The 16,860-nt window shown below is 61.2% G+C and carries 17 protein-coding genes and 2 pseudogenes; 12 read left to right on the forward strand and 7 right to left on the reverse strand.

Features of this window, described 5'->3' with window-relative positions; translation table 11 throughout:
- The first annotated feature begins 242 nt into the window (after window positions 1-242).
- Window positions 243-491: a hypothetical protein gene (locus K9B37_RS22610; protein WP_224315802.1), complete on the forward strand. Its 249-nt coding sequence runs from the start codon at window positions 243-245 to the stop codon at window positions 489-491.
- A gap of 478 nt (window positions 492-969) precedes the next feature.
- Here K9B37_RS22610 and K9B37_RS24730 read toward each other — a convergent pair whose 3' ends face one another.
- The 3 genes from K9B37_RS24730 to K9B37_RS22620 form a co-directional block, all read right to left on the reverse strand.
- Entirely contained in the window at window positions 970-1,101 is a 132-nt protein-coding gene (locus K9B37_RS24730; RefSeq protein WP_255616743.1) for a hypothetical protein, read from the reverse strand.
- A gap of 413 nt (window positions 1,102-1,514) precedes the next feature.
- A complete protein-coding gene (locus K9B37_RS22615) occupies window positions 1,515-2,837 on the reverse strand; it encodes a type II toxin-antitoxin system HipA family toxin (RefSeq protein ID WP_224315819.1) in 1,323 nt (440 codons plus the stop codon).
- A complete protein-coding gene (locus K9B37_RS22620; RefSeq protein WP_224315803.1) occupies window positions 2,827-3,111 on the reverse strand; it encodes a helix-turn-helix transcriptional regulator in 285 nt (94 codons plus the stop codon). Before K9B37_RS22620 ends, K9B37_RS22615 begins: the two co-directional genes overlap by 11 nt.
- A 413-nt stretch (window positions 3,112-3,524) precedes the next feature.
- Here K9B37_RS22620 and K9B37_RS22625 point away from each other — a divergent pair.
- The 4 genes and pseudogenes from K9B37_RS22625 (at window position 3,525) to K9B37_RS22640 (ending at window position 7,403) form a co-directional block, all read left to right on the forward strand.
- Window positions 3,525-4,222, forward strand: a pseudogene (locus K9B37_RS22625) (IS6 family transposase).
- A gap of 276 nt (window positions 4,223-4,498) precedes the next feature.
- Entirely contained in the window at window positions 4,499-5,497 is a 999-nt protein-coding gene (locus tag K9B37_RS22630; RefSeq protein ID WP_224315820.1) for an ABC transporter substrate-binding protein, read from the forward strand.
- 187 nt (window positions 5,498-5,684) lie between these two features.
- Window positions 5,685-6,506 carry an ABC transporter ATP-binding protein gene (locus K9B37_RS22635; protein ID WP_224315804.1) on the forward strand — a complete coding sequence of 274 codons (822 nt, stop codon included), beginning with the start codon at window positions 5,685-5,687 and terminating at the stop codon, window positions 6,504-6,506.
- Between the two features lie 12 nt (window positions 6,507-6,518).
- Window positions 6,519-7,403: an ABC transporter permease gene (locus K9B37_RS22640; RefSeq protein ID WP_224315805.1), complete on the forward strand. Its 885-nt coding sequence runs from the start codon at window positions 6,519-6,521 to the stop codon at window positions 7,401-7,403.
- Between the two features lie 8 nt (window positions 7,404-7,411).
- Here the strand turns inward: K9B37_RS22640 and K9B37_RS22645 are convergent, their stop codons facing one another.
- On the reverse strand, window positions 7,412-8,800 hold the full coding sequence (locus K9B37_RS22645) for a sensor histidine kinase (RefSeq protein WP_224315806.1): 1,389 nt from the start codon (window positions 8,798-8,800) through the stop codon (window positions 7,412-7,414).
- On the reverse strand, window positions 8,784-9,464 hold the full coding sequence (locus tag K9B37_RS22650) for a response regulator (RefSeq protein ID WP_224315807.1): 681 nt from the start codon (window positions 9,462-9,464) through the stop codon (window positions 8,784-8,786). Before K9B37_RS22650 ends, K9B37_RS22645 begins: the two co-directional genes overlap by 17 nt.
- 1,054 nt (window positions 9,465-10,518) lie before the next feature.
- On the opposite strand from K9B37_RS22650, the gene K9B37_RS22655 reads away from it, so the two are divergent.
- The 6 genes from K9B37_RS22655 to K9B37_RS22680 all read left to right on the forward strand — a co-directional run bounded on the left by K9B37_RS22655 (window position 10,519) and on the right by K9B37_RS22680 (window position 14,851).
- The gene (locus K9B37_RS22655; RefSeq protein WP_224315808.1) at window positions 10,519-10,827 is read left to right on the forward strand and encodes a hypothetical protein; all 309 of its coding nucleotides are present in this window, start codon (window positions 10,519-10,521) and stop codon (window positions 10,825-10,827) included.
- Between the two features lie 149 nt (window positions 10,828-10,976).
- On the forward strand, window positions 10,977-11,120 hold the full coding sequence (locus K9B37_RS22660) for a hypothetical protein (RefSeq protein WP_224315809.1): 144 nt from the start codon (window positions 10,977-10,979) through the stop codon (window positions 11,118-11,120).
- A gap of 162 nt (window positions 11,121-11,282) precedes the next feature.
- On the forward strand, window positions 11,283-12,014 hold the full coding sequence (locus tag K9B37_RS22665) for a CBS domain-containing protein (RefSeq protein ID WP_224315810.1): 732 nt from the start codon (window positions 11,283-11,285) through the stop codon (window positions 12,012-12,014).
- A 371-nt stretch (window positions 12,015-12,385) separates the two neighbouring features.
- Window positions 12,386-13,381 carry a phasin family protein gene (locus K9B37_RS22670; RefSeq protein ID WP_224315811.1) on the forward strand — a complete coding sequence of 332 codons (996 nt, stop codon included), beginning with the start codon at window positions 12,386-12,388 and terminating at the stop codon, window positions 13,379-13,381.
- 341 nt (window positions 13,382-13,722) lie between these two features.
- A protein-coding gene (locus K9B37_RS22675; RefSeq protein WP_224315812.1) for an IS6 family transposase occupies window positions 13,723-14,422 on the forward strand; the annotation gives its coding sequence in 2 pieces (ribosomal slippage) (window positions 13,723-14,076 and window positions 14,078-14,422; 699 coding nt in all).
- A gap of 15 nt (window positions 14,423-14,437) precedes the next feature.
- Window positions 14,438-14,851 (forward strand): nuclear transport factor 2 family protein, encoded by a 414-nt coding sequence (locus K9B37_RS22680; protein ID WP_255616745.1) that lies wholly within the window; start codon window positions 14,438-14,440, stop codon window positions 14,849-14,851.
- A gap of 204 nt (window positions 14,852-15,055) precedes the next feature.
- Here the strand turns inward: K9B37_RS22680 and K9B37_RS22685 are convergent, their stop codons facing one another.
- Window positions 15,056-15,607: a cysteine hydrolase family protein gene (locus K9B37_RS22685; protein WP_224315813.1), complete on the reverse strand. Its 552-nt coding sequence runs from the start codon at window positions 15,605-15,607 to the stop codon at window positions 15,056-15,058.
- Window positions 15,608-15,761: 154 nt separating this feature from the next.
- Entirely contained in the window at window positions 15,762-16,325 is a 564-nt protein-coding gene (locus K9B37_RS22690; protein ID WP_224315814.1) for a hypothetical protein, read from the reverse strand.
- 448 nt (window positions 16,326-16,773) lie between these two features.
- On the opposite strand from K9B37_RS22690, the pseudogene K9B37_RS22695 reads away from it, so the two are divergent.
- Window positions 16,774-16,860: pseudogene (locus K9B37_RS22695) on the forward strand (IS5/IS1182 family transposase); the annotation flags it as partial.

Raw genomic sequence — 16,860 nt, forward strand, 5'->3', positions numbered from 1 at the left:
ACGGACCCAAATCGGCCAAGCTCGGGTTTGGGCGCTGTAGATGAGAAAGCTCTGCATCGTAAAGCTAAAGCCCCCGCATGTGTCAGGTTCCGAAGCGGAAGGAAGCGAGCGAATGGAGCAGTTCTTGCTGCTACGCCGCCGAATGGGACCTCAATGGTATAGGCGTGGGACCTTCCGGGGTAGTTGCCACAATTGAAGGGGGCGATGCGCTACAAGAGACGCGCCATTCCTGGGAGATGTCGATGAACATATTACACAAGAGCCTCGTTGCGGCGGCAGTCGCCTGTGTCATGGGTTCATTCGCCGCTGTTGCTGCTCCAGGTGGCAATCCTGGACCGCCGCCATGGGCTGGCGGCCCCGGCGGCAACCCCAATGCACCTGGTCAGAACAAGGGTGCACCCGGACCACTGGCCGGAGTTGGTCTGCCGTTTCTGCTTCTCGCCGGCGGATATGCTCTGGTCAGGCGCTACCGTAATCGCGTGCGCTCATAGGACCGGCTTTTATCTCCCTTGAGAGCGCCCCTGGGCGCTCTTTTTGTTGCTGAACTTGGATCTTGAGCAGTGAATCGTGCCTTGCCCGCATAGTGATGGGCGACGGTCGAAGTCAGCTGAAAATTCCTGCTGTAGCCAAGTTTTCATAACGTGTGTTGGCGCGGTGTGTCAGTGACGCCTATCCGACGGAGGCAAGGAGGAGATCCCGCATTGTCGCGGCATGCGGGTAAAGCGTCCGGAGCAAGTCAGCCCTGTGCCGGAACCTCCGGCCCGCGCTCACTAGTCTATCAATGTGAAGGCAATCCCCTGCCGAAACTGAAGCCCGCTACCGTTCGATGCACGGTCCAGATCTTGAACGTTCCTGGGCGTGTTCGATGGTCCGCAGGGCCTCGCGGCCAGTGTTCACTTGCTTGACCAACGTCGCGACTTCCCGCGCAGCCTCGGGCTTGATGCCGAGGGATCGCGATAGGATTTCGAACTAGTCATTTGCGATCGCGCGTTGATCGGCATTCGTCAGGCGTCGAGACAGAGCCACGTCGAGGCCTCTGAACTCCCGACGCATGGCCTCCTCGGCAAGACGAGCGCCGCGCTCGTCCGCCGGCGATGCCAAGGCCTCCCGCAAAGCAGGGGAGGGAAGGGGGATGCTAATCTTCGGGTTCTGTCGCAAGCTCGAAGTATAGGCGTTTTTTAGCGCCATTTTCGGTCATGACGGTCGCGCTAAGTCGTTGATTTTACAGCAGCCGGTCAGCGCGAACTCCACAGTATAGATAAGTAAAGACCGAGTTTGCGACAGAACCATGCGACAGAACCAATGGAACACCTGCTGCTTTCTCGTCCTTGTTCCGGAATTGCGACAGAGCCTCTGCGCCGGGCCCGCCCAGGAAGAAAAGGGCGCCTGATGGCGGCTGCCCAGGAAGGTGAAGCCGGAGGCGGTCTGCTCGGCAGCCCATGAAGCATGGCCGAGGGAGCGGAGTAATGCTCCCGGCCATGCGCGTCTTTTGAGCTGCCTTGGCGCTGTCATCGTCAGGCGCCTTCGCTGGTGAGCAGCGTGTTGTGCGCGGCGCGGAAGGTATCCTGCAGCGCCTTGCGGTTATTAAGGCCTTCAAGGGCATAACTGTTGAGAAACTGGCGTCCGGCGAAAAGCTTGCGGTCGACGGCGCTCACGTCTGCTTCGTCACAGACGTCTTGCCAGTGTTCGGCGATGGTCGTGATCTGGTGTTCGATCAGCGCAGCGGCTTCAGCCTCTTTCAGGTGATAATCCGGCGCGGCGGCGAGCAGAGTGGCGAGCGTGCTGGCACGGCCATCGCCCTTGATGAGCATGGCCTGCGTGGCTTCGTTGCCGGTGCGGCTTTGCGGGCAGATGTCATAGGCAGGCGTAAGCGTGAGCATCCTGCCGTCCCAGAAGGCGGCATGGTTGCGGGCGTGGTCGTCGGTATTGCCGCACAGTACGTTGAAGCAAATTCGTCCGTAGAGCTCCTTGAGCGTGTCTTTAGGGTCAGTGAAGCGGTGGCGGATGAGCTCGGCGAGGTCCTCATAGGACGCATAGCGGGCCATCATCTCATCAAGGCCCAGCATGGTCAGGGCCGAGACCATCGCGTGGCGCGTCCAGCCATTCTCTGTGTGCGTGCGGTCGAAGCGCTCGATCAGCAGCACGTCCTTTTGCGCGGCACGGGTCATCGCCACGGACGCGGCGTTGAGCCCGCAGGCGGTCGCCAGCCTCATCGCGATGAATTCGGCCTTCACAACGCTGTAGGTGTCGTTGGTCGCCGAGAATTTAGCGATGAATTTCTTCGCGCCGTCATCAATCAGAGCCTTGGGGCGTGCGCCGCCGATCGACGTGCCGTGATTAAGGGCCTGGTCGAGCGCCGGTGTCAGGGGCACGCCTTTTTCGATGAAGGCGGCCGCCTCAATGAGCTCGTCAAGCGAGGCTTGTGCGGCAAGGCGGGGGACATACTTTGTGGCTGATGCCTGAAAATCGAGGGCGCCAATCCGGTCGGAGCCTGACTGGAGCAGAAAGGTCAGCTCGCTGATCTCCGGCACGCCGGCAGCGTCGGGCTTTTTGCCCGTCAGCCTGTTGATGATGACACGGCGGCCCCAGGCATCCGGCGAGGCGTCGCGAATGCTGCTTGCCATCGACAGGCCGTTGATCGGGACAATCGTGCCCTCCTGAAGCGGCAGTTCCGGCTCATAGAGGGAAATGGCGCTCTTACGGCGCCGGTAGCTGGCGCCATAGGTAAAGAGCAGGCGATCGCCATCCTGATCGAGGCGGCCCGCGACCACCGGTTCCGTTGCGCCCGGGAGCCACATCCAGACAAAGGCTTCGGTAGCGTCCGCCCTAGAAGTCATCATCGACCCCCTTCACGGCATGGCGGACGCTCTTCGGCAGCAGGGTCAGTTTTTCGTCAAGGCGGGCATTGTGCATTTGCAGGGTGCGCTCGTCATAGTCGAACAGGCGTACGCCGACGAGCGAGGCGACCTCGAAGACGATGCCGATCTCAGGGCCCGGCGCGCCTTTCTCGATGCTGGACAGGGTCGTGCGGCTGATGCCGGCGCGGTCGGCCAGTTCCTGCGCGGTCAGGCCGCGCTCGGCGCGGCCGACGCGGATCAGCTTGCCAAGCATGGTGAGGGCTTGGCGCGTGACTCTAGAGTAGCTTCTCTGGCGCGGCACGGTAGGCACCTGCTTTGTTCATTTGAATGGACATGAGGCCTTCTCACGTCCAGAATTTTGTACGTTGTGCCATGGTGCTTGGGGCGAGGTCAAGTTTTGTTCATTTGATTGGTCATAAGAGCACTTCGTATCCAGAATTCTGTACATAGTGGTATACAAGTCGGGCGGCGGCAGTGAAGGGCGGTTTGGGCTATTATGAAGGTTGGATATACGGAATGTTCTTTTGGCTACGCGTTTACGGAGAATCTAATCCGCGGATCAACCGCGGCTCCCACCGGCGCACCGGAGTTTCCCAGGCTTTGTCGCAAACTTTTTATTTCAGAGTTTCAGCTACTGGGAGAGCGGTCTCAGTAGCGGAGAAACGGGTGTTCAAGGGTAGACATTTCGATCGCTCGGTCATCCTCTATGCGTCCGGTGGTATCTGGCCTACAGCCTGAGCTTTCGCAATCTCGAGGAGATAATGGCCGAGCGCGGCATCGCAGTCGACCATGCCACTATTCATAGGTGGGTCTTGCATTACTCACCTGAGTTGCTGGAGCAGTTCAACCGCCGCAAGCGACCTGTGGGCCGGAAATGGCATGTGGACGAAACATACATCAAAGTCCGCGGGCGTTGGATGTATCCCTATCGCGCCATCGACAGCAATGGCGACACCGTCGAGTTCTGGTTCAGCGAAAGGCGGAATCTCACCGCGGCCAAACACTTTCTGCGCAAGGCGCTGAGGAGGCGCGGTTGTCCAGAGCGGATCGTGATCGACGGGAGCCAGACGAACCGGGAAGCCATCCTGCTGTGTGACGCTGAAAGCCGTCTGCTGGATCGTTCCAGGCGTCGGCCCAAGCCGATCAGGATCCGCCAAAGTGCCTACCTCAACAATCGCATTGAGCAGGATCATCGCGCTATCAAACGGCGCACTGGTCCGATGCTCGGTTTCAAATCAACGCAGAGTGCCCGCGTGATCCTGGGCGGGATTGAGATGGTTCACATGATGCGCAAATAACAGGCGAAGTGCGCCTGTCTTTCGGACCTCTCACTTGCCGAGCAGTTCGAGGCGCTCGTCGCATAAGCGACTACCATGCGCTCTGGCATCTCTGTGTCGATCGCCAGAAATTGCGACAGAGCCTTTTATCCCGCTTCCTTTATGGTAGGCATGCCTCGTTTCGGCATACCAAACCATTGGCACGTGCGCATTGTCAGACCAAAGGCGCATGATCCGGCGCCTCATTGAAAGCGAACTGAAAGCTTCGCATGCCACGGTCCGACCATGGCTGGATCCCAATAACAACAACCAGTCCGAGGAAACGCGTAGGAGAGGAAACCGATGCTGACACATCGTCTCAAGATGCTTGGCCTGCTCACCGCAACGGTGCTCGCAAGCGGCGCACTCGCGCCGAAGCCGGCTTCGGCCGCCGACAAGATCACCATCATGGTCGGAGGGCTCGAGAAACAGATCTACCTGCCCTTCATGCTGACGCAGCGCTTGGGTTACTTCAAGGACGAGGGTCTCGATGTCGAGCTGCTGACCGAGCCTTCCGGTGTCGACGCCGAGGATGAGCTGCTGGCCGGCGCCGTGCAGGGCGTCGGCGGCTTCTACGACCATTGTGTTGACCTGCAAGCCAAGGGCAAGTTCATCGAGTCGGTCGTCCAGATCAACCAGGCACCGGGCGAGGTCGAGCTGGTCTCCACGAAGCATCCCGAGATCAAGTCGCCGGCCGATTTCAAGGGAACGAGCCTGGGCGTGACCGGGCTGGGGTCCTCGACGAACTTCCTGACCCAGTATTTGGCGGTCAAGTATGGCGTCAAGCTCGGCGATTTCACCTCGGTGCCGGTTGGCGCCGGCGATACCTTCATCGCCGCCATACAGCAGGACAAGATCCAGGCTGGCATGACCACCGAACCGACCGTCTCGCGCCTGCTGAAGACAGGCGAGGCGAAGGTTCTTGTCGATCTCCGCTCGGCGGAGGCGACCAAGGCCGCCCTTGGCGGGACCTATCCGGCAACGTCGCTCTACATGCAGACCTCCTGGGTCGACGCGCACAAGGCGGAGACGCAGAAGCTCGCGAATGCCCTCGTCAGGACGTTGCGGTACATCAGCACGCACTCGGCAGACGAGATCGCCGACAAGATGCCGAAGGAATACCTGGTCGGAGACCGGGAGGGTTACGTCAAGGCGCTCGCCGACGGAAAGGCCATGTTCACCCCGGACGGCGTCATGCCGGAGGGAGGGCCGGAGACGGTTCTGGCCGTGCTGTCCGGCTTCTCCAAGAACGTCAAGGGAAAGACCATCGACCTGTCCAAGACCTATACGAGCGAGTTCGTGAAGAACGCTCCGAAATCCTGACGCCCTCCGAAGGCGGCCGTTTCGGAGTACTGATCCGAAATGGCCGCCATCAACCAGGAGACCGCGAGGCGGACGAAGTTTCGGCCCCTGCGGCCTGTAGGCACCGTCATGCCGTTGCCGTCGAGCGGCCTACGCTCAGCTCACCCTTGCAAGCCGGATGTTCGAAGTCCCGCAGCCAGAGAATGCCATGTCAGATCAACAAAACCCGTCCGTGCCGGCCATCGAGCTGATCAACGTCAGCCGGCGCTTTCTCAGCCCGGATGGCAAGTCGTTCATGACCCTGCAAGACTTCAGCATGACCGTCGCTAGGGGAGAGTTCGTGGCCCTTGTCGGCCCCACTGGCTGCGGCAAGTCGACCACCCTCAACCTGATCACCGGCCTTGGCCGGCCCTCGAGCGGAGAGGTCCGCGTCATGGGTCAGCCCGTGCGCGGGATCGATCCGCGCGTCGGGTTCGTGTTCCAGGCCGATGCCTTGTTTCCCTGGCGGAACGTCATCGACAACGTTGCCGCCGGGCCTCTCTTCCGCGGCAGGCCACGCGCCGAAGCCTACGAGGCCGCGCACGACTGGATTGGCCGGGTCGGACTGGCGAAGTTCGAAAGGCACTACCCGCACCAGCTCTCCGGCGGCATGCGCAAGCGCGTCGCGCTGGCGCAGACCTTCATCAACGGACCCGAGATCCTCCTGATGGACGAACCGTTCTCCGCCCTTGATGTGCAGACCCGTGTCGTCATGCACGAGGAACTGCTCCAGCTCTGGTCGATCTCCAAGGCTTCGGTGGTGTTCGTGACGCACGATCTTGAGGAGGCGATCGGGCTTGCCGACAAAGTCTACGTGCTGACGGCTCGGCCTGCCACGGTAAAGGCAATTCATGCCATCGACATCCCGCGGCCACGTGTGATCTCGGAGATCCGCTACGAGCCGCACTTCATCGAATTGTCGCGGACGATCTGGAAGGACCTCAGGGAGGAGGTCCAGATGAGTTCCGACGACATGAAATCCGCAGCCTGACCGAGAACGACCATGACAGACATTGCCATCCAGAGCGGCGGAGCCATCCTCTACGCACCCGGTACCTCGGATGTCGAGATCGAAGCCGCCGCTCGCGCGGCAGCGCTCCAACGCAAGCGCACGGTCATCTTCTGGCGCTGCTTCATTCTCGCCGTCATGCTCGGTGCCTGGGAGGTGACCGCGCGCACCGGGATCATCGATGCCTTCTTCTATTCATATCCTTCGGCGATCGCCGAGCGGCTGTACGAACTGGTGCTCGAGGGCACCGACGAAGCCCCCCTCTGGTATCATCTGTGGATCACTATGGAGGAGGCTTTGATCGGCTTCTTCTTCGGGTCGGTGTTCGGGATCGTCTTCGGCGTTGCGCTCGGCCGCAACCGGATGGCCTCCGACGTCCTGTCCGTCTACATCAAGGTGCTGAACGCGATTCCCCGCGTCGTGCTGGCGCCGATCTTCATCCTGCTCTTTGGTTTCGGGCTGTGGTCGAAGGTGGCGCTGTCGTTCATCATGGTGTTCTTCGTCGTGTTCTCGAATGCGTTCCAGGGCGTGTTGGAGGCCGATCGCGCGATGATCGCCAACGCTCAGATCCTGGGGGCTTCGCCCTGGCAGGTGACCCGCTCCGTGATCATCCCGTCGGCCATGAGCTGGATCTTCGCCAGCCTGCATATCAGCTTCGGGTTCGCCATCGTCGGCGCGATCGTCGGCGAGTTCATCGGCGCGCGCTATGGAATCGGCTTCATCATCCAGACCGCCCGCGGCGTCCATGACACGGCTGAGATGTACGCCTCGATCGTCATCATCGTCGTCGTGGTTCTCACGGCAGAATATTTGATGACCTTGCTGGAACAGCGTCTTGCGCGATGGCGTCCTGCTCCGGTCGGCGACGGCCACGAATGAACAGTCCGTCAGTTGACCAGCTCCACCGCTGGCAACTGGACCTCGACGACGAGACCCGGCCCGTCGGCCGGGTCCTTCAACATGATCTGACCTCTATGCGCCTCGACGATCGCCCGGGCGATGGCGAGGCCGAGGCCGGAACCTTCCACACTGACACCGGGCGTCCGGTAGAAGCGCTCGAAGACTCGCTCTCTCTCGCGCTGCGGAATTCCGGGGCCCGTGTCAGCTACCGTTAGGCACACCGTCTGGTGACCCTTGGTAACGCTGACCACAATGGCGCCGCCCGCCGGGGTATAACGCAGGGCATTGTCGACCAGATTGGTGACGAGTTCCGTCAGAAGCCTCTGATTGCCCCAAACCAAGGCCGGCTCTGCGACGGACTCGAAGCTGAGTTCCAGGCCACCGGTGATCGCGCGTTGTGCCTCCGCGGTCAGAACGGCGCGAAGGACGTTCGCGAGATCAACCATGGTTCGATGGGTGATCGTGCTCACGGAACCGGCTCTGGCAAGAGTGAGAAGCTGATTGGTCAAGCGTGTCATCTCGGCGGAGGTGGTCGCGATCGCATCGAGCGTTTCGTCCTTCTCTGCAACCTTTGCGGTCTTGCGCCCGACGGCGGCCTGCGTCCGCAGAAGCGCCAGCGGGGTACGCAATTGATGCGCTGCATCCGCAATGAATTGGCGCCGCTGCTTGATCTGCTCCTCAATCCGTCCGATTGCGGCATTCAGCGCCAAGACCAAAGGCTTCAGCTCGCTCTGAACGGCATCGGAATCGAAGCGACTGAGGGAGCGCGGATCCTGGGCCCTGACGGCGTCCCGCCACCGCAGTAAGGGTCTGAGGCCCCGTGCCAGTCCGATGAGGGCCAGAATCCCCGCCGTCGCGACCAGCAGGGCCTGCTGCCAGGCGGTGCGGAGCCAGAGATCATGCTCCATGCGGCTGCGGCTTTGCAGGGTTTGGCCGACAATGACCGTTGCCGGCTGCGCCTCCCCGCCGGTCAGGGGTTGTCCGAGCGCGACCGCGCGGATTGGAAGGCTCCGGAAGCGGCTGTCGTACCATTGTGCCTCGAGGGCGCGGATCGGCTTCGGTGGCGACGGGACATCGGGATATCCTGCCAGGAGATCCCCAGCCGGGCCGAGGACACGGTACACGACCCGGTCCCGGTCTGATGAGGAGAAGCGTTCGATGGCCGAGGGCGGAATCAGAACCTCGATCGTCCCATCCCTCTCGCTGATCTGCTCGGCGATGCTGCGCGCCGAGGCCAGCAAGGCCGTATCCTGGACAAGCCCTGCGGTGATCTTGGCGCTCGAGAAACTGATCCAGAGATTCACCCCCAGCAGCAACGTCAGGGGCCCGAGAATCCACGCCAGGAGCTGAGCGCGCAGGCTAGTGCGAACCGTCATCACTTCCCCGGAGCATGTAGCCAAGTCCCCGCAACGTCGAGATCTCGATGCCGCTTCCGAGGACTTTCTTGCGGATGCGGTGCACGTAGATCTCGATCGCATTCGGATCGGCATCCTCGTTGAAGCCAAAAATGGCAGCCGCAAGCGCCTCCTTAGGGACCACCGACCCGACACGGTTGATCAAAACTTCAAGAACGGACCGTTCGCGCGGCGTCAGGCCCAAGGGCGCCCCGGAGAGGGTGAAGACCCGCGTGTTGGTGTCGAAGGTCAGCGTGCCGACGCTGATTGTTGCCGTGGCCTGCCCATGCGCCCGCCGCAAATGAGCGCGGATCCTCGCCTCCAGCTCCTCGGTCTCGAAGGGCTTGGCGAGGTAGTCGTCGGCTCCGCTGTCGAGCCCTGCGACCCGGTCGCTCAGTTTGTCGCTGGCGGTCAGGATGAGAACCGGGGTCAGATCGCGACGGGCCCTGAGTTGTTTCAGGAACTCCAGGCCACTCATCCCCGGCAGCCCGAGGTCGAGAATGATCAATGCATAGGGATGCAGGAGGGTGGCGGCATCAGCTTCCTCGCCATCGAAGGCCTGGTCGACCGTATAGGTCCGGTCCGCCAGAAGCCGCGACAGCCACTCAGAGAGCTTTCTGTTATCCTCGACGAGGAGAATTCTCATGGTGCGAGCCCATCAGTCAGGTCCGTAGGTCGCTTCGGTCACACGGCCCGCAGTGCCTTTCAGGTTACGTGATTTCGCAAGCGTCTACCAGATCGTCCTGTCCAGGAGAGCCGCTTCGCCATTGCGCCGCCGCTGCATTCACGGCGCCTGCGGTGATGACCGCCGCTGGTGCGACTAGCGGCTCGCCCGCGGAATCCGTTGCAGCAGCGCCTTCACATGCGCTTTGGCCCGAGCCACTTCGCCGCGCTTCTCGGCGTCGCTCTTGTTCTGAGATCGGTGGGACCGGGGGAGACTGGGCTTATCTTGATCGGGCATCACTCGCTCTACGTGAGGCGTTGCGCATACAAACACGTCACCGCAGTGAAAGACCCCGCGCAGAACCTCAAAAAGCCGGCAATTTTGAATGGGGGTGGACGGCTGTCGCATCCCAAAGAGGTAAGCGTCTCCCCTTTTGGTGAGGACAACGGATAATTTGCCGCGTGCTTGACGTATTCCCGAGACGTCTCACGTCCGGAGGACTCTATGCGTGCTCTGTCCAACGTTGTTCTTGCTGCGACTGCCGTCTTTGCTGTTGTCGCTTTGCCCCTCAAGGCGAGATCAGGAACTCAACACCATCACCGGCAATCCTTTGCCGCTCGATGTGAGATTTTGCCTCTAAACTCGAGGCTCTTTCCCCTCAAAGTGAGACAGCATTGACAGGGGCGTGCGGCTGGCTGCGATGGAATGGAACGGGACCTGACAGAGGTCGCCAAGGTCGCCTGGCTCCCGACCTCTCACCAGCAAGCCCGGTCGCGCGCCACCGTCGATCGGATCGCGCGCCGGATCCGGCACCGCGGTCACAGGCAGGGATCAAAGAGTAGCGAACACACCTGATCGGCCTCTCGCCTTTAAGGGCAAAGAATGTCGCTGCTCGACACCCAACGCGACGAATCTCAAAATTAAGAGCAACGTGACACTAAGGGACTTCCCGCAACGACAGAAGGCAACTGGCTTCAACATGGACGAGGTGTTGGCGGGGCTGCGAGAAGGCACAGCGAAGTAGGAGCTCATGGTCATGGATTGGGTGAACGGCAGCGCCATGAACGCAGCCGTGCTGTCGGAAAGTCTGGAAATGGCACACCTGAGACCTCAGTCCGAGGCAGCAATTCTTACTGAACCAGACATTCCGAAAGCCCCAGGAACTTCACTGCCTGACCCGCTACGGACATCAAGTGTCAAGGTGAGCAGCCAGGAGATCTACACCAACCTGCGGGCCTATTTCGGGTTCGACTCCTTCCGCCGCCTCCAGAGCCATGCTGTTTTCGCGACGGTCAACATCCCGCTGTCGGGGCTGTTGCAGGGCCATCCGGGGCGGCCACCATGAAGGCCGTTGCCGAATGCCGGATCAGAGTGCGACGTCAACGGCGTCCTCGGAGGGACCGGGCAGTGGTATGGTCAGGTCCAGCAGAAGAACCTGAACCCCGATCGGGATAGCTACGGGCCGTTCCAGGGGCCTGCTTACGGAGTCCGCTGATGAGAGATTCCGCCTACATCCTCGTCGGTCTTGGAGCAGTTGTTGTCGTGCTTCTGGCCTTGTTATTCCGCGCCATGTTCTTTGGCCTCGGTCTCCGCGCCGTCGGAGACAAGTTCGCGAAGTGGATCGGCCGGCAGCCCTAGGTTCGGCCTCGATCTCAAGGCCGTCGCGATCCACCGTTCCGCTGCCGCGCGCAAGTCCAAGGCCGGAGGCACCACTGGCCTGGTCCGCTACGCAATCCGGACCAAGCACGTCGAGCCTTTGGCCGCCCGAGAAGCACGCGACCATAGCATCAGGAGGGACGCATGATCGTTGGAGATGTCATGACCACACCGGTGATCAGCGTCGAGCCGTCCACCACCATTGCTGACGCCGCCAAGCTCATGCTGGCGGATCGGATCAGTGGCCTTCCCGTCACGACGCGGGACGGTACGCTGGTCGGGATGATCAGCGAAGGCGACCTGCTGCGCAGAGGGGAGCTGGGCACCGAACGCAAGCGCTCCTCGTGGCTGGAATTCTTCGGTGGGGCCGGCAAACTGGCCGATGAATATGTCCGGACTCATGGCCGGAAGGTCGAGCAGGTCATGTCGAGCGATCCCGTAACGACGTGCCGAGATGCGCCGCTGGAGGACGTCGTCACGGCCATGAGCCGTCATCGGATCAAGCGGCTGCCGGTGCTCGAGAGCGGCAAGCTGATCGGGATTGTGACACGCTCCGATGTCTTGCGAGCCCTGGCGCGGACCCTGCCGACGGCCTCCCCCGACGCCGTCGCTGACGACCGGATCTGGGAGGCCGTACGGGCGGAGCTGGACAAGCAGAAGTGGGGCGGCAGGTTCCTCCGGTTTCATGTCGAGAATGGAGTGGTCACCCTGACCGGCACGATTCTCGATGAACGCGAGCGGCAGGCGGCCAAGGTGGTGGCCGAGAACGTGCCTGGGGTAACGAAGATGATCGATCAGTTGGTGTGGGTCGACCCGCACTCAGGGATAGTGTTGTGCCTTCCGGAGGCGAGCGGGGCGCCCGAGCCAGCCGAGTGAGAAGTCCGGCTGGCCGCATTGCTCGAGACACCGGGGGCTCCCTACGGGATTGTCTCCCGTGATCTCCAGTCAGCCGCAGCCTTGTTCGCTTTCGCGACGGCTGGCCGGAACATCAGACGCGATCGCCGATTAACAGGGATCAATCAAAGCAATCCTTGGCCGTGCAGCGGGCGGCCAGGACTCAGGGCCAAGCGCCCTGGAACTTCAGTAGCAACGTGATGTCAGACGAGTTGGCCGACAGCAGGCGCAGAGTTCCGCCGTCCGCTCGGGCATCTGCGTGACGCGTTTTGGTTCAAGCGAGACCGAATGTCATGCCGCGTGGCCCAGGCACGAGCGCTTGGGACCATGGCTTCAATAGCGAGGGAGGGACAATGACAACGAACAGACGATTCAGCCAAGCCCCGCCGAACAAGGCGAACGAGCTTTTCGACAAGCTGCTCGCCACGTCCGGCAATGCAATCAAGACTCGTGAGCGGCTCTTCCATAATCTCAAGCAGGAGCTGGAGCTCTTGGCGACCCTACAGGAGGAGCACCTCTTTCCCGTGCTGCGCCGGCACGGAATGCAGGATCTCGTAGGCGAGGCCAGCAACGACAATCAGGAAACCCGTGCGCTCCTGGCCGAACTCGAGCGCATGCCGAAGAACGGCAGCGACTTCCTGGGCAAGGTCGCCGAGCTGAGGCGCAACTTTCAGCAGCACATCCGGGACGATCGGAAGGAACTGCTTCCCGCGGTGCTCAAGGTCCTGGGCGATGAGGAAGCCAATGCGGTCGCTGAGCAAGTGGAGGATGAGATGGCGAACCTTGACGGGTTGAAGCGCAACGAAGCCCACCGTAGCCGCGAGCAGGTGGAAACCGTTCAGCGCTTCACCGAGGACATGGCAGACACCCTGCGTACCGGCGTGGAAAGCGCCCATACCATGGCGCGCGCCATGCAGGAGATACTGGAGAACAGCTTGGGTGCATTCTCGGACCTGACCCGCCGCTCAACCGGACAAGCCATGCAGGCGCTGGGCCAGCGGGACAGCAAGGCGCAGGAGGTGACGGAAGAGGCCTCGCACAATCTCCGGGCCGTGGCGCAGTCAAGTACCGCCCTGACGCACGGTCTCCAGGATATCTCCCATGAGGCGTTCGAGCTGAGCCAGCGGCGTTGGCAGAAGAACCTCGAGCACCTGAATGCCCTGGCCTGTTGCCGGTCTGTCGCGGATCTGGCGGCGGCTCAAAGCGCGCTGGTGCGCGACAACCTGGAGCAGACGATCGGGAACAGCCGCCGCCTGGCCGAGCTCGCAATCCAAATCGCCGACGAGGCCACGCGGACGATGACTGCCCAGGCCGAGAAATCGGCCCAGCGGATCCGTCGCGTCGTCTGAACTGCGGCTCGCCCCACGACACCGCCGCTCCTGACTGCACGCCGGGAGTGGTGGCGCGTCGGGAAGCACTGGGAGTGCGAACGAGGCGGGCGTCCGTGGGCCACGCCGGAGCGACCGTTTCCCGGCCCCGCGTCCCGATTGTCATTGCCCGACAACCTCGGCGACGAGGTTGGCAGTCGATTTCCCGTGTGCGTGCCAGTGCACGCAAGACGCGGTTGTGAACAGGCGCGATTTGCGATCTGCGTCCGGGCATTGCCTGATCCGCCTCCGATGGTTCTGTGCAAACTCTTTGTTTCATAGTTTCAGCTACTGCTCCCTCGCTTTAGAGACGGAGTGGTAGCGTGTTCAAGAGCAGACATTTCGATCGTTCGGTAATCCTGCTCTGCGTGCGGTGGTATCTGGCTTACAATCTCAGCCTCCGGAATCTGGAAGAGAGGATGACGGAGCGCGGCATCGCCGTTGATCACGCGCCTATTCATTGCTGGACATTACGATACGCGCTTGAGCTGCTGGAGCGCTTCGATCAACGCAAGAGAGCCATCACAGGCCGATGGCACATCGACGAGACCTATGTCAGAGTCCGAGGCCAGTGGCGCTATCTGGATCGCGCCATCGACAGCAACGGGGACACCGTCGAGTTCTGGTTCAGCGAAAGGCGGAATCTCACTGCGGCCAAACGGTTTTTTACGCACGCCCCTCAAACGGCGTGGCCGTCCTAAACGGATTGTCATCGACGGCCGTCAGACGAACCGGCAGGCAATCCTGTCCTGCGATGCCGCAGACCGGCTCCAGGATCGGTTAGGGCAGGAGTTGAAACCCATTCGCATCCGCCAAAGTGCCTACCTCAACAACCGGATTGAGCAGGACCATCGGGCCATCAAGAGGCGAGTGCGACCGATGCTCGGGTTCCAGTCTGTGGCCAGTGCCCGCGTGATCCCGGGCGGCATCGAGCTGGTTCACATAATGCGAAAAGGCCAGGCGATGTATGCCTGTAAGCAACAGCCATCGCTCGCCGAACAGTTCGACCACCTCACCGCATGAGCTGATCACAAGCATCTGCTAGTTTCTCATCCCTTCTCCGAATTTGCGACGGAACCGTTCCTTGCCGCGCGGCTGGCCGGGGACACCGAGCGGCTCGTTGTGCTCTTCTCCAACGAGGTCGGCTGGCTGCTCGCCGAGAATCCCGCCGCCCCTTGGATCCGCCCAAGGCCCACTGCCGCCGAATGCGCGGCCCTGTTCACGGAACTGATGGAGCACACCGTACCCGAGGATGCGCGTGCCTCCGTCGACACCTTCCTCGTCGACGGCACCGACGCTGTCTTGATGGGGCGCCTGTCAGGGACCGTACGCGTAACGGGAGAGTCTTTCGAGGGACCGTTCGCGCTGCGCCTTACCGTCGAGGGCGGCCGGATCACCCGACATCACCTCTACGAGAACAGCCTGTCGATCGCCGAGGCATGCACCCCATGAGGACCTGGATGGTCGGGCCCCTTGCCGAACAGCTCCTGCTCAGGGTCCGTAGCCGGGTTTACGCGCCATTCTAACCCTAGACTCGTGAAGGTCCGAGAGTGGCGCGACGCGGAAGTAAACGGAAAGTCCGCTCATGTGGGCAGGACAAGACGTTCCAAAACGACGGCGAACTTCGCCTCCCGACCCACAAGTGACATTCCGGTTTCATACGACCTTTACGCGTCCGCCGAATCCGGAACGAAATAGAGCCTCGTGGGCATCTTGATCCGGGTCGTAGCAGCAGTCCTGGACCAGACGGAGGTCGTAGTCCGCATCGCTGGCCCAGGCGACGCTTGAAAGAACAACGCCGGTGGTACTTATCCCGGCCATGACAAGCGTGTTTACGCCCCGTGTCCGAAGGTCGGCATCGAGCGAGGTGCCATGAAAAACGCTAGCCCGCGGGCATGCATAGGAGAGGTCGCCCCGTTCAATCGCAAGGCCTTCGACGGGCAGACCGGTACGAAATCGTCCGCTCGGAATATACGGCGAGATTTGGCGGTTAGTCGCTGGCGGAGCATGTTCATATTCGCCGCCCAGCGAAAAGTTGGGGAACAACACCGGTCGGCCAGTGGCGCGCCAGCGCCGGATCAGAGCGTTACACCGATCCAGCAACGGCGATGGCTGCTTCCCGAAGAGGATGTCAAACACGTCGACTTGATAGTGCATGATGACGAGGGCCGCTCTATCGATATAGCTCCCCTGAAAATCAACCGACATCACTACTTTCCCAAATTTGCTTTGAACTCAGCCCCGATACGGTGGCAGCGCAGGTCTATTTAGCTGGACCGTCGGAAAGACGCCAACCGTTTCGGTATTGTATTTTATGCTGAAAGTATCCTCGCCAAATGCAGCGAATGTCCAGCGGACCAACTTACACGCGAGCTGCATTGCCTGCCTCGTACCCCAGGAAATCGAAGAGGGCTTCGGGCATGCCTTTCACCTCCGAGCGCGGCGGCTCGTCCGCGCGGAGCTCGAGATAAAGATTGATGGCGGCAACGAGACCTGTCTTCACTGATCGGAAATCATGGCGTGAGACCGTGGCGGCCAGTTGCCCCGTTTTGCCGAGTCCATAAGCCTCAACTCGTCTCACACCCCGCTGCTGGCGCTCCGCACGGCGGTGGAGCATCGGCCCCAGAACTTGATCACGGAAGAAGACCAGCATGCTGATGGCCTCCAAGAGTTCCCCTCGCAAGGCTTTGGCCGCTCCATAGTGGAGCCAGATCCAAGCCCGTGCCTTGAACCAATCTGGATCCATGTTCGGCCAACGGATATCCGCTCGATCCAATATTTCTTCGACGGCACCCTTATCCCGGGACCAAAGGACAAGTGGCCGCTCGACGTGCCGTTCCAGGTCGGACATCGTGATGAACTTCAAATCGATATGGAGGAGTTCGGGCCCATAGAGACAGATCAGGAGGCGAGGCTCCCCCAACATGCTCGCCCGTGAAAGCACTTAGCAACGGTCTAAGGCGGAGAGCGATCGCCAACCTGTCGGCGAGAACCTCATCATACGCGTTCTCCTCCACGACTACGACGAAATTGAGATCGGAGAACTCATCCATGCCGCCGTGGATCAACGAGCCGCCTGCGAGCAGGGTATGGATGCGAGGATCTTGTGGGAGAATGCCGAGAGCCTTCTCTAGGAAGGTCCCATGGTACATGGGAAGGGTGCTGGTCATATATTCCTCTAGGCCAGCACCTCAAGATGTATGAAAAGATACTATTCTAACAACTTCGCCATTCAGGCCTGTACATTACCACGCAGTCAGGTTCGCTGAGCGGGCTTCCCCGAAAATGAATCTGTGAAATAGGAAGGTCTGCTGTTGGCAGATAGAGTTGATTTAGAGCGCCTAACAAAACTGGCGTGAGTGCGTTGGTTTGGCATGGCCCAACCTCTTGTTTCCAAAGCTCTGTGGGCGGCCGTTGAGCCGCTCCTGCCGCCGGAGCCCGCCAAGCCCAGAGGTGGAAGA

This window comes from Microvirga puerhi (assembly GCF_020089865.1).
In the GTDB taxonomy this organism is placed as follows: domain Bacteria; phylum Pseudomonadota; class Alphaproteobacteria; order Rhizobiales; family Beijerinckiaceae; genus Microvirga; species Microvirga puerhi.

What these genes read in the sequence shown, in the direction of transcription:
- K9B37_RS22610 (WP_224315802.1), top strand. Translation starts at nt 243, where the DNA reads ATGAACATATTACACAAGAGCCTCGTTGCGGCGGCAGTCGCCTGTGTC.
- K9B37_RS22615 (WP_224315819.1), bottom strand. Translation starts at nt 2,837, where the DNA reads ATGACTTCTAGGGCGGACGCTACCGAAGCCTTTGTCTGGATGTGGCTC.
- K9B37_RS22620 (WP_224315803.1), bottom strand. Translation starts at nt 3,111, where the DNA reads ATGCTTGGCAAGCTGATCCGCGTCGGCCGCGCCGAGCGCGGCCTGACC.
- K9B37_RS22630 (WP_224315820.1), top strand. Translation starts at nt 4,499, where the DNA reads ATGCTTGGCCTGCTCACCGCAACGGTGCTCGCAAGCGGCGCACTCGCG.
- K9B37_RS22635 (WP_224315804.1), top strand. Translation starts at nt 5,685, where the DNA reads ATGTCAGATCAACAAAACCCGTCCGTGCCGGCCATCGAGCTGATCAAC.
- K9B37_RS22640 (WP_224315805.1), top strand. Translation starts at nt 6,519, where the DNA reads ATGACAGACATTGCCATCCAGAGCGGCGGAGCCATCCTCTACGCACCC.
- K9B37_RS22645 (WP_224315806.1), bottom strand. Translation starts at nt 8,800, where the DNA reads ATGACGGTTCGCACTAGCCTGCGCGCTCAGCTCCTGGCGTGGATTCTC.
- K9B37_RS22650 (WP_224315807.1), bottom strand. Translation starts at nt 9,464, where the DNA reads ATGAGAATTCTCCTCGTCGAGGATAACAGAAAGCTCTCTGAGTGGCTG.
- K9B37_RS22655 (WP_224315808.1), top strand. Translation starts at nt 10,519, where the DNA reads ATGGATTGGGTGAACGGCAGCGCCATGAACGCAGCCGTGCTGTCGGAA.
- K9B37_RS22660 (WP_224315809.1), top strand. Translation starts at nt 10,977, where the DNA reads ATGAGAGATTCCGCCTACATCCTCGTCGGTCTTGGAGCAGTTGTTGTC.
- K9B37_RS22665 (WP_224315810.1), top strand. Translation starts at nt 11,283, where the DNA reads ATGATCGTTGGAGATGTCATGACCACACCGGTGATCAGCGTCGAGCCG.
- K9B37_RS22670 (WP_224315811.1), top strand. Translation starts at nt 12,386, where the DNA reads ATGACAACGAACAGACGATTCAGCCAAGCCCCGCCGAACAAGGCGAAC.
- K9B37_RS22685 (WP_224315813.1), bottom strand. Translation starts at nt 15,607, where the DNA reads ATGTCGGTTGATTTTCAGGGGAGCTATATCGATAGAGCGGCCCTCGTC.
- K9B37_RS22690 (WP_224315814.1), bottom strand. Translation starts at nt 16,325, where the DNA reads ATGTTGGGGGAGCCTCGCCTCCTGATCTGTCTCTATGGGCCCGAACTC.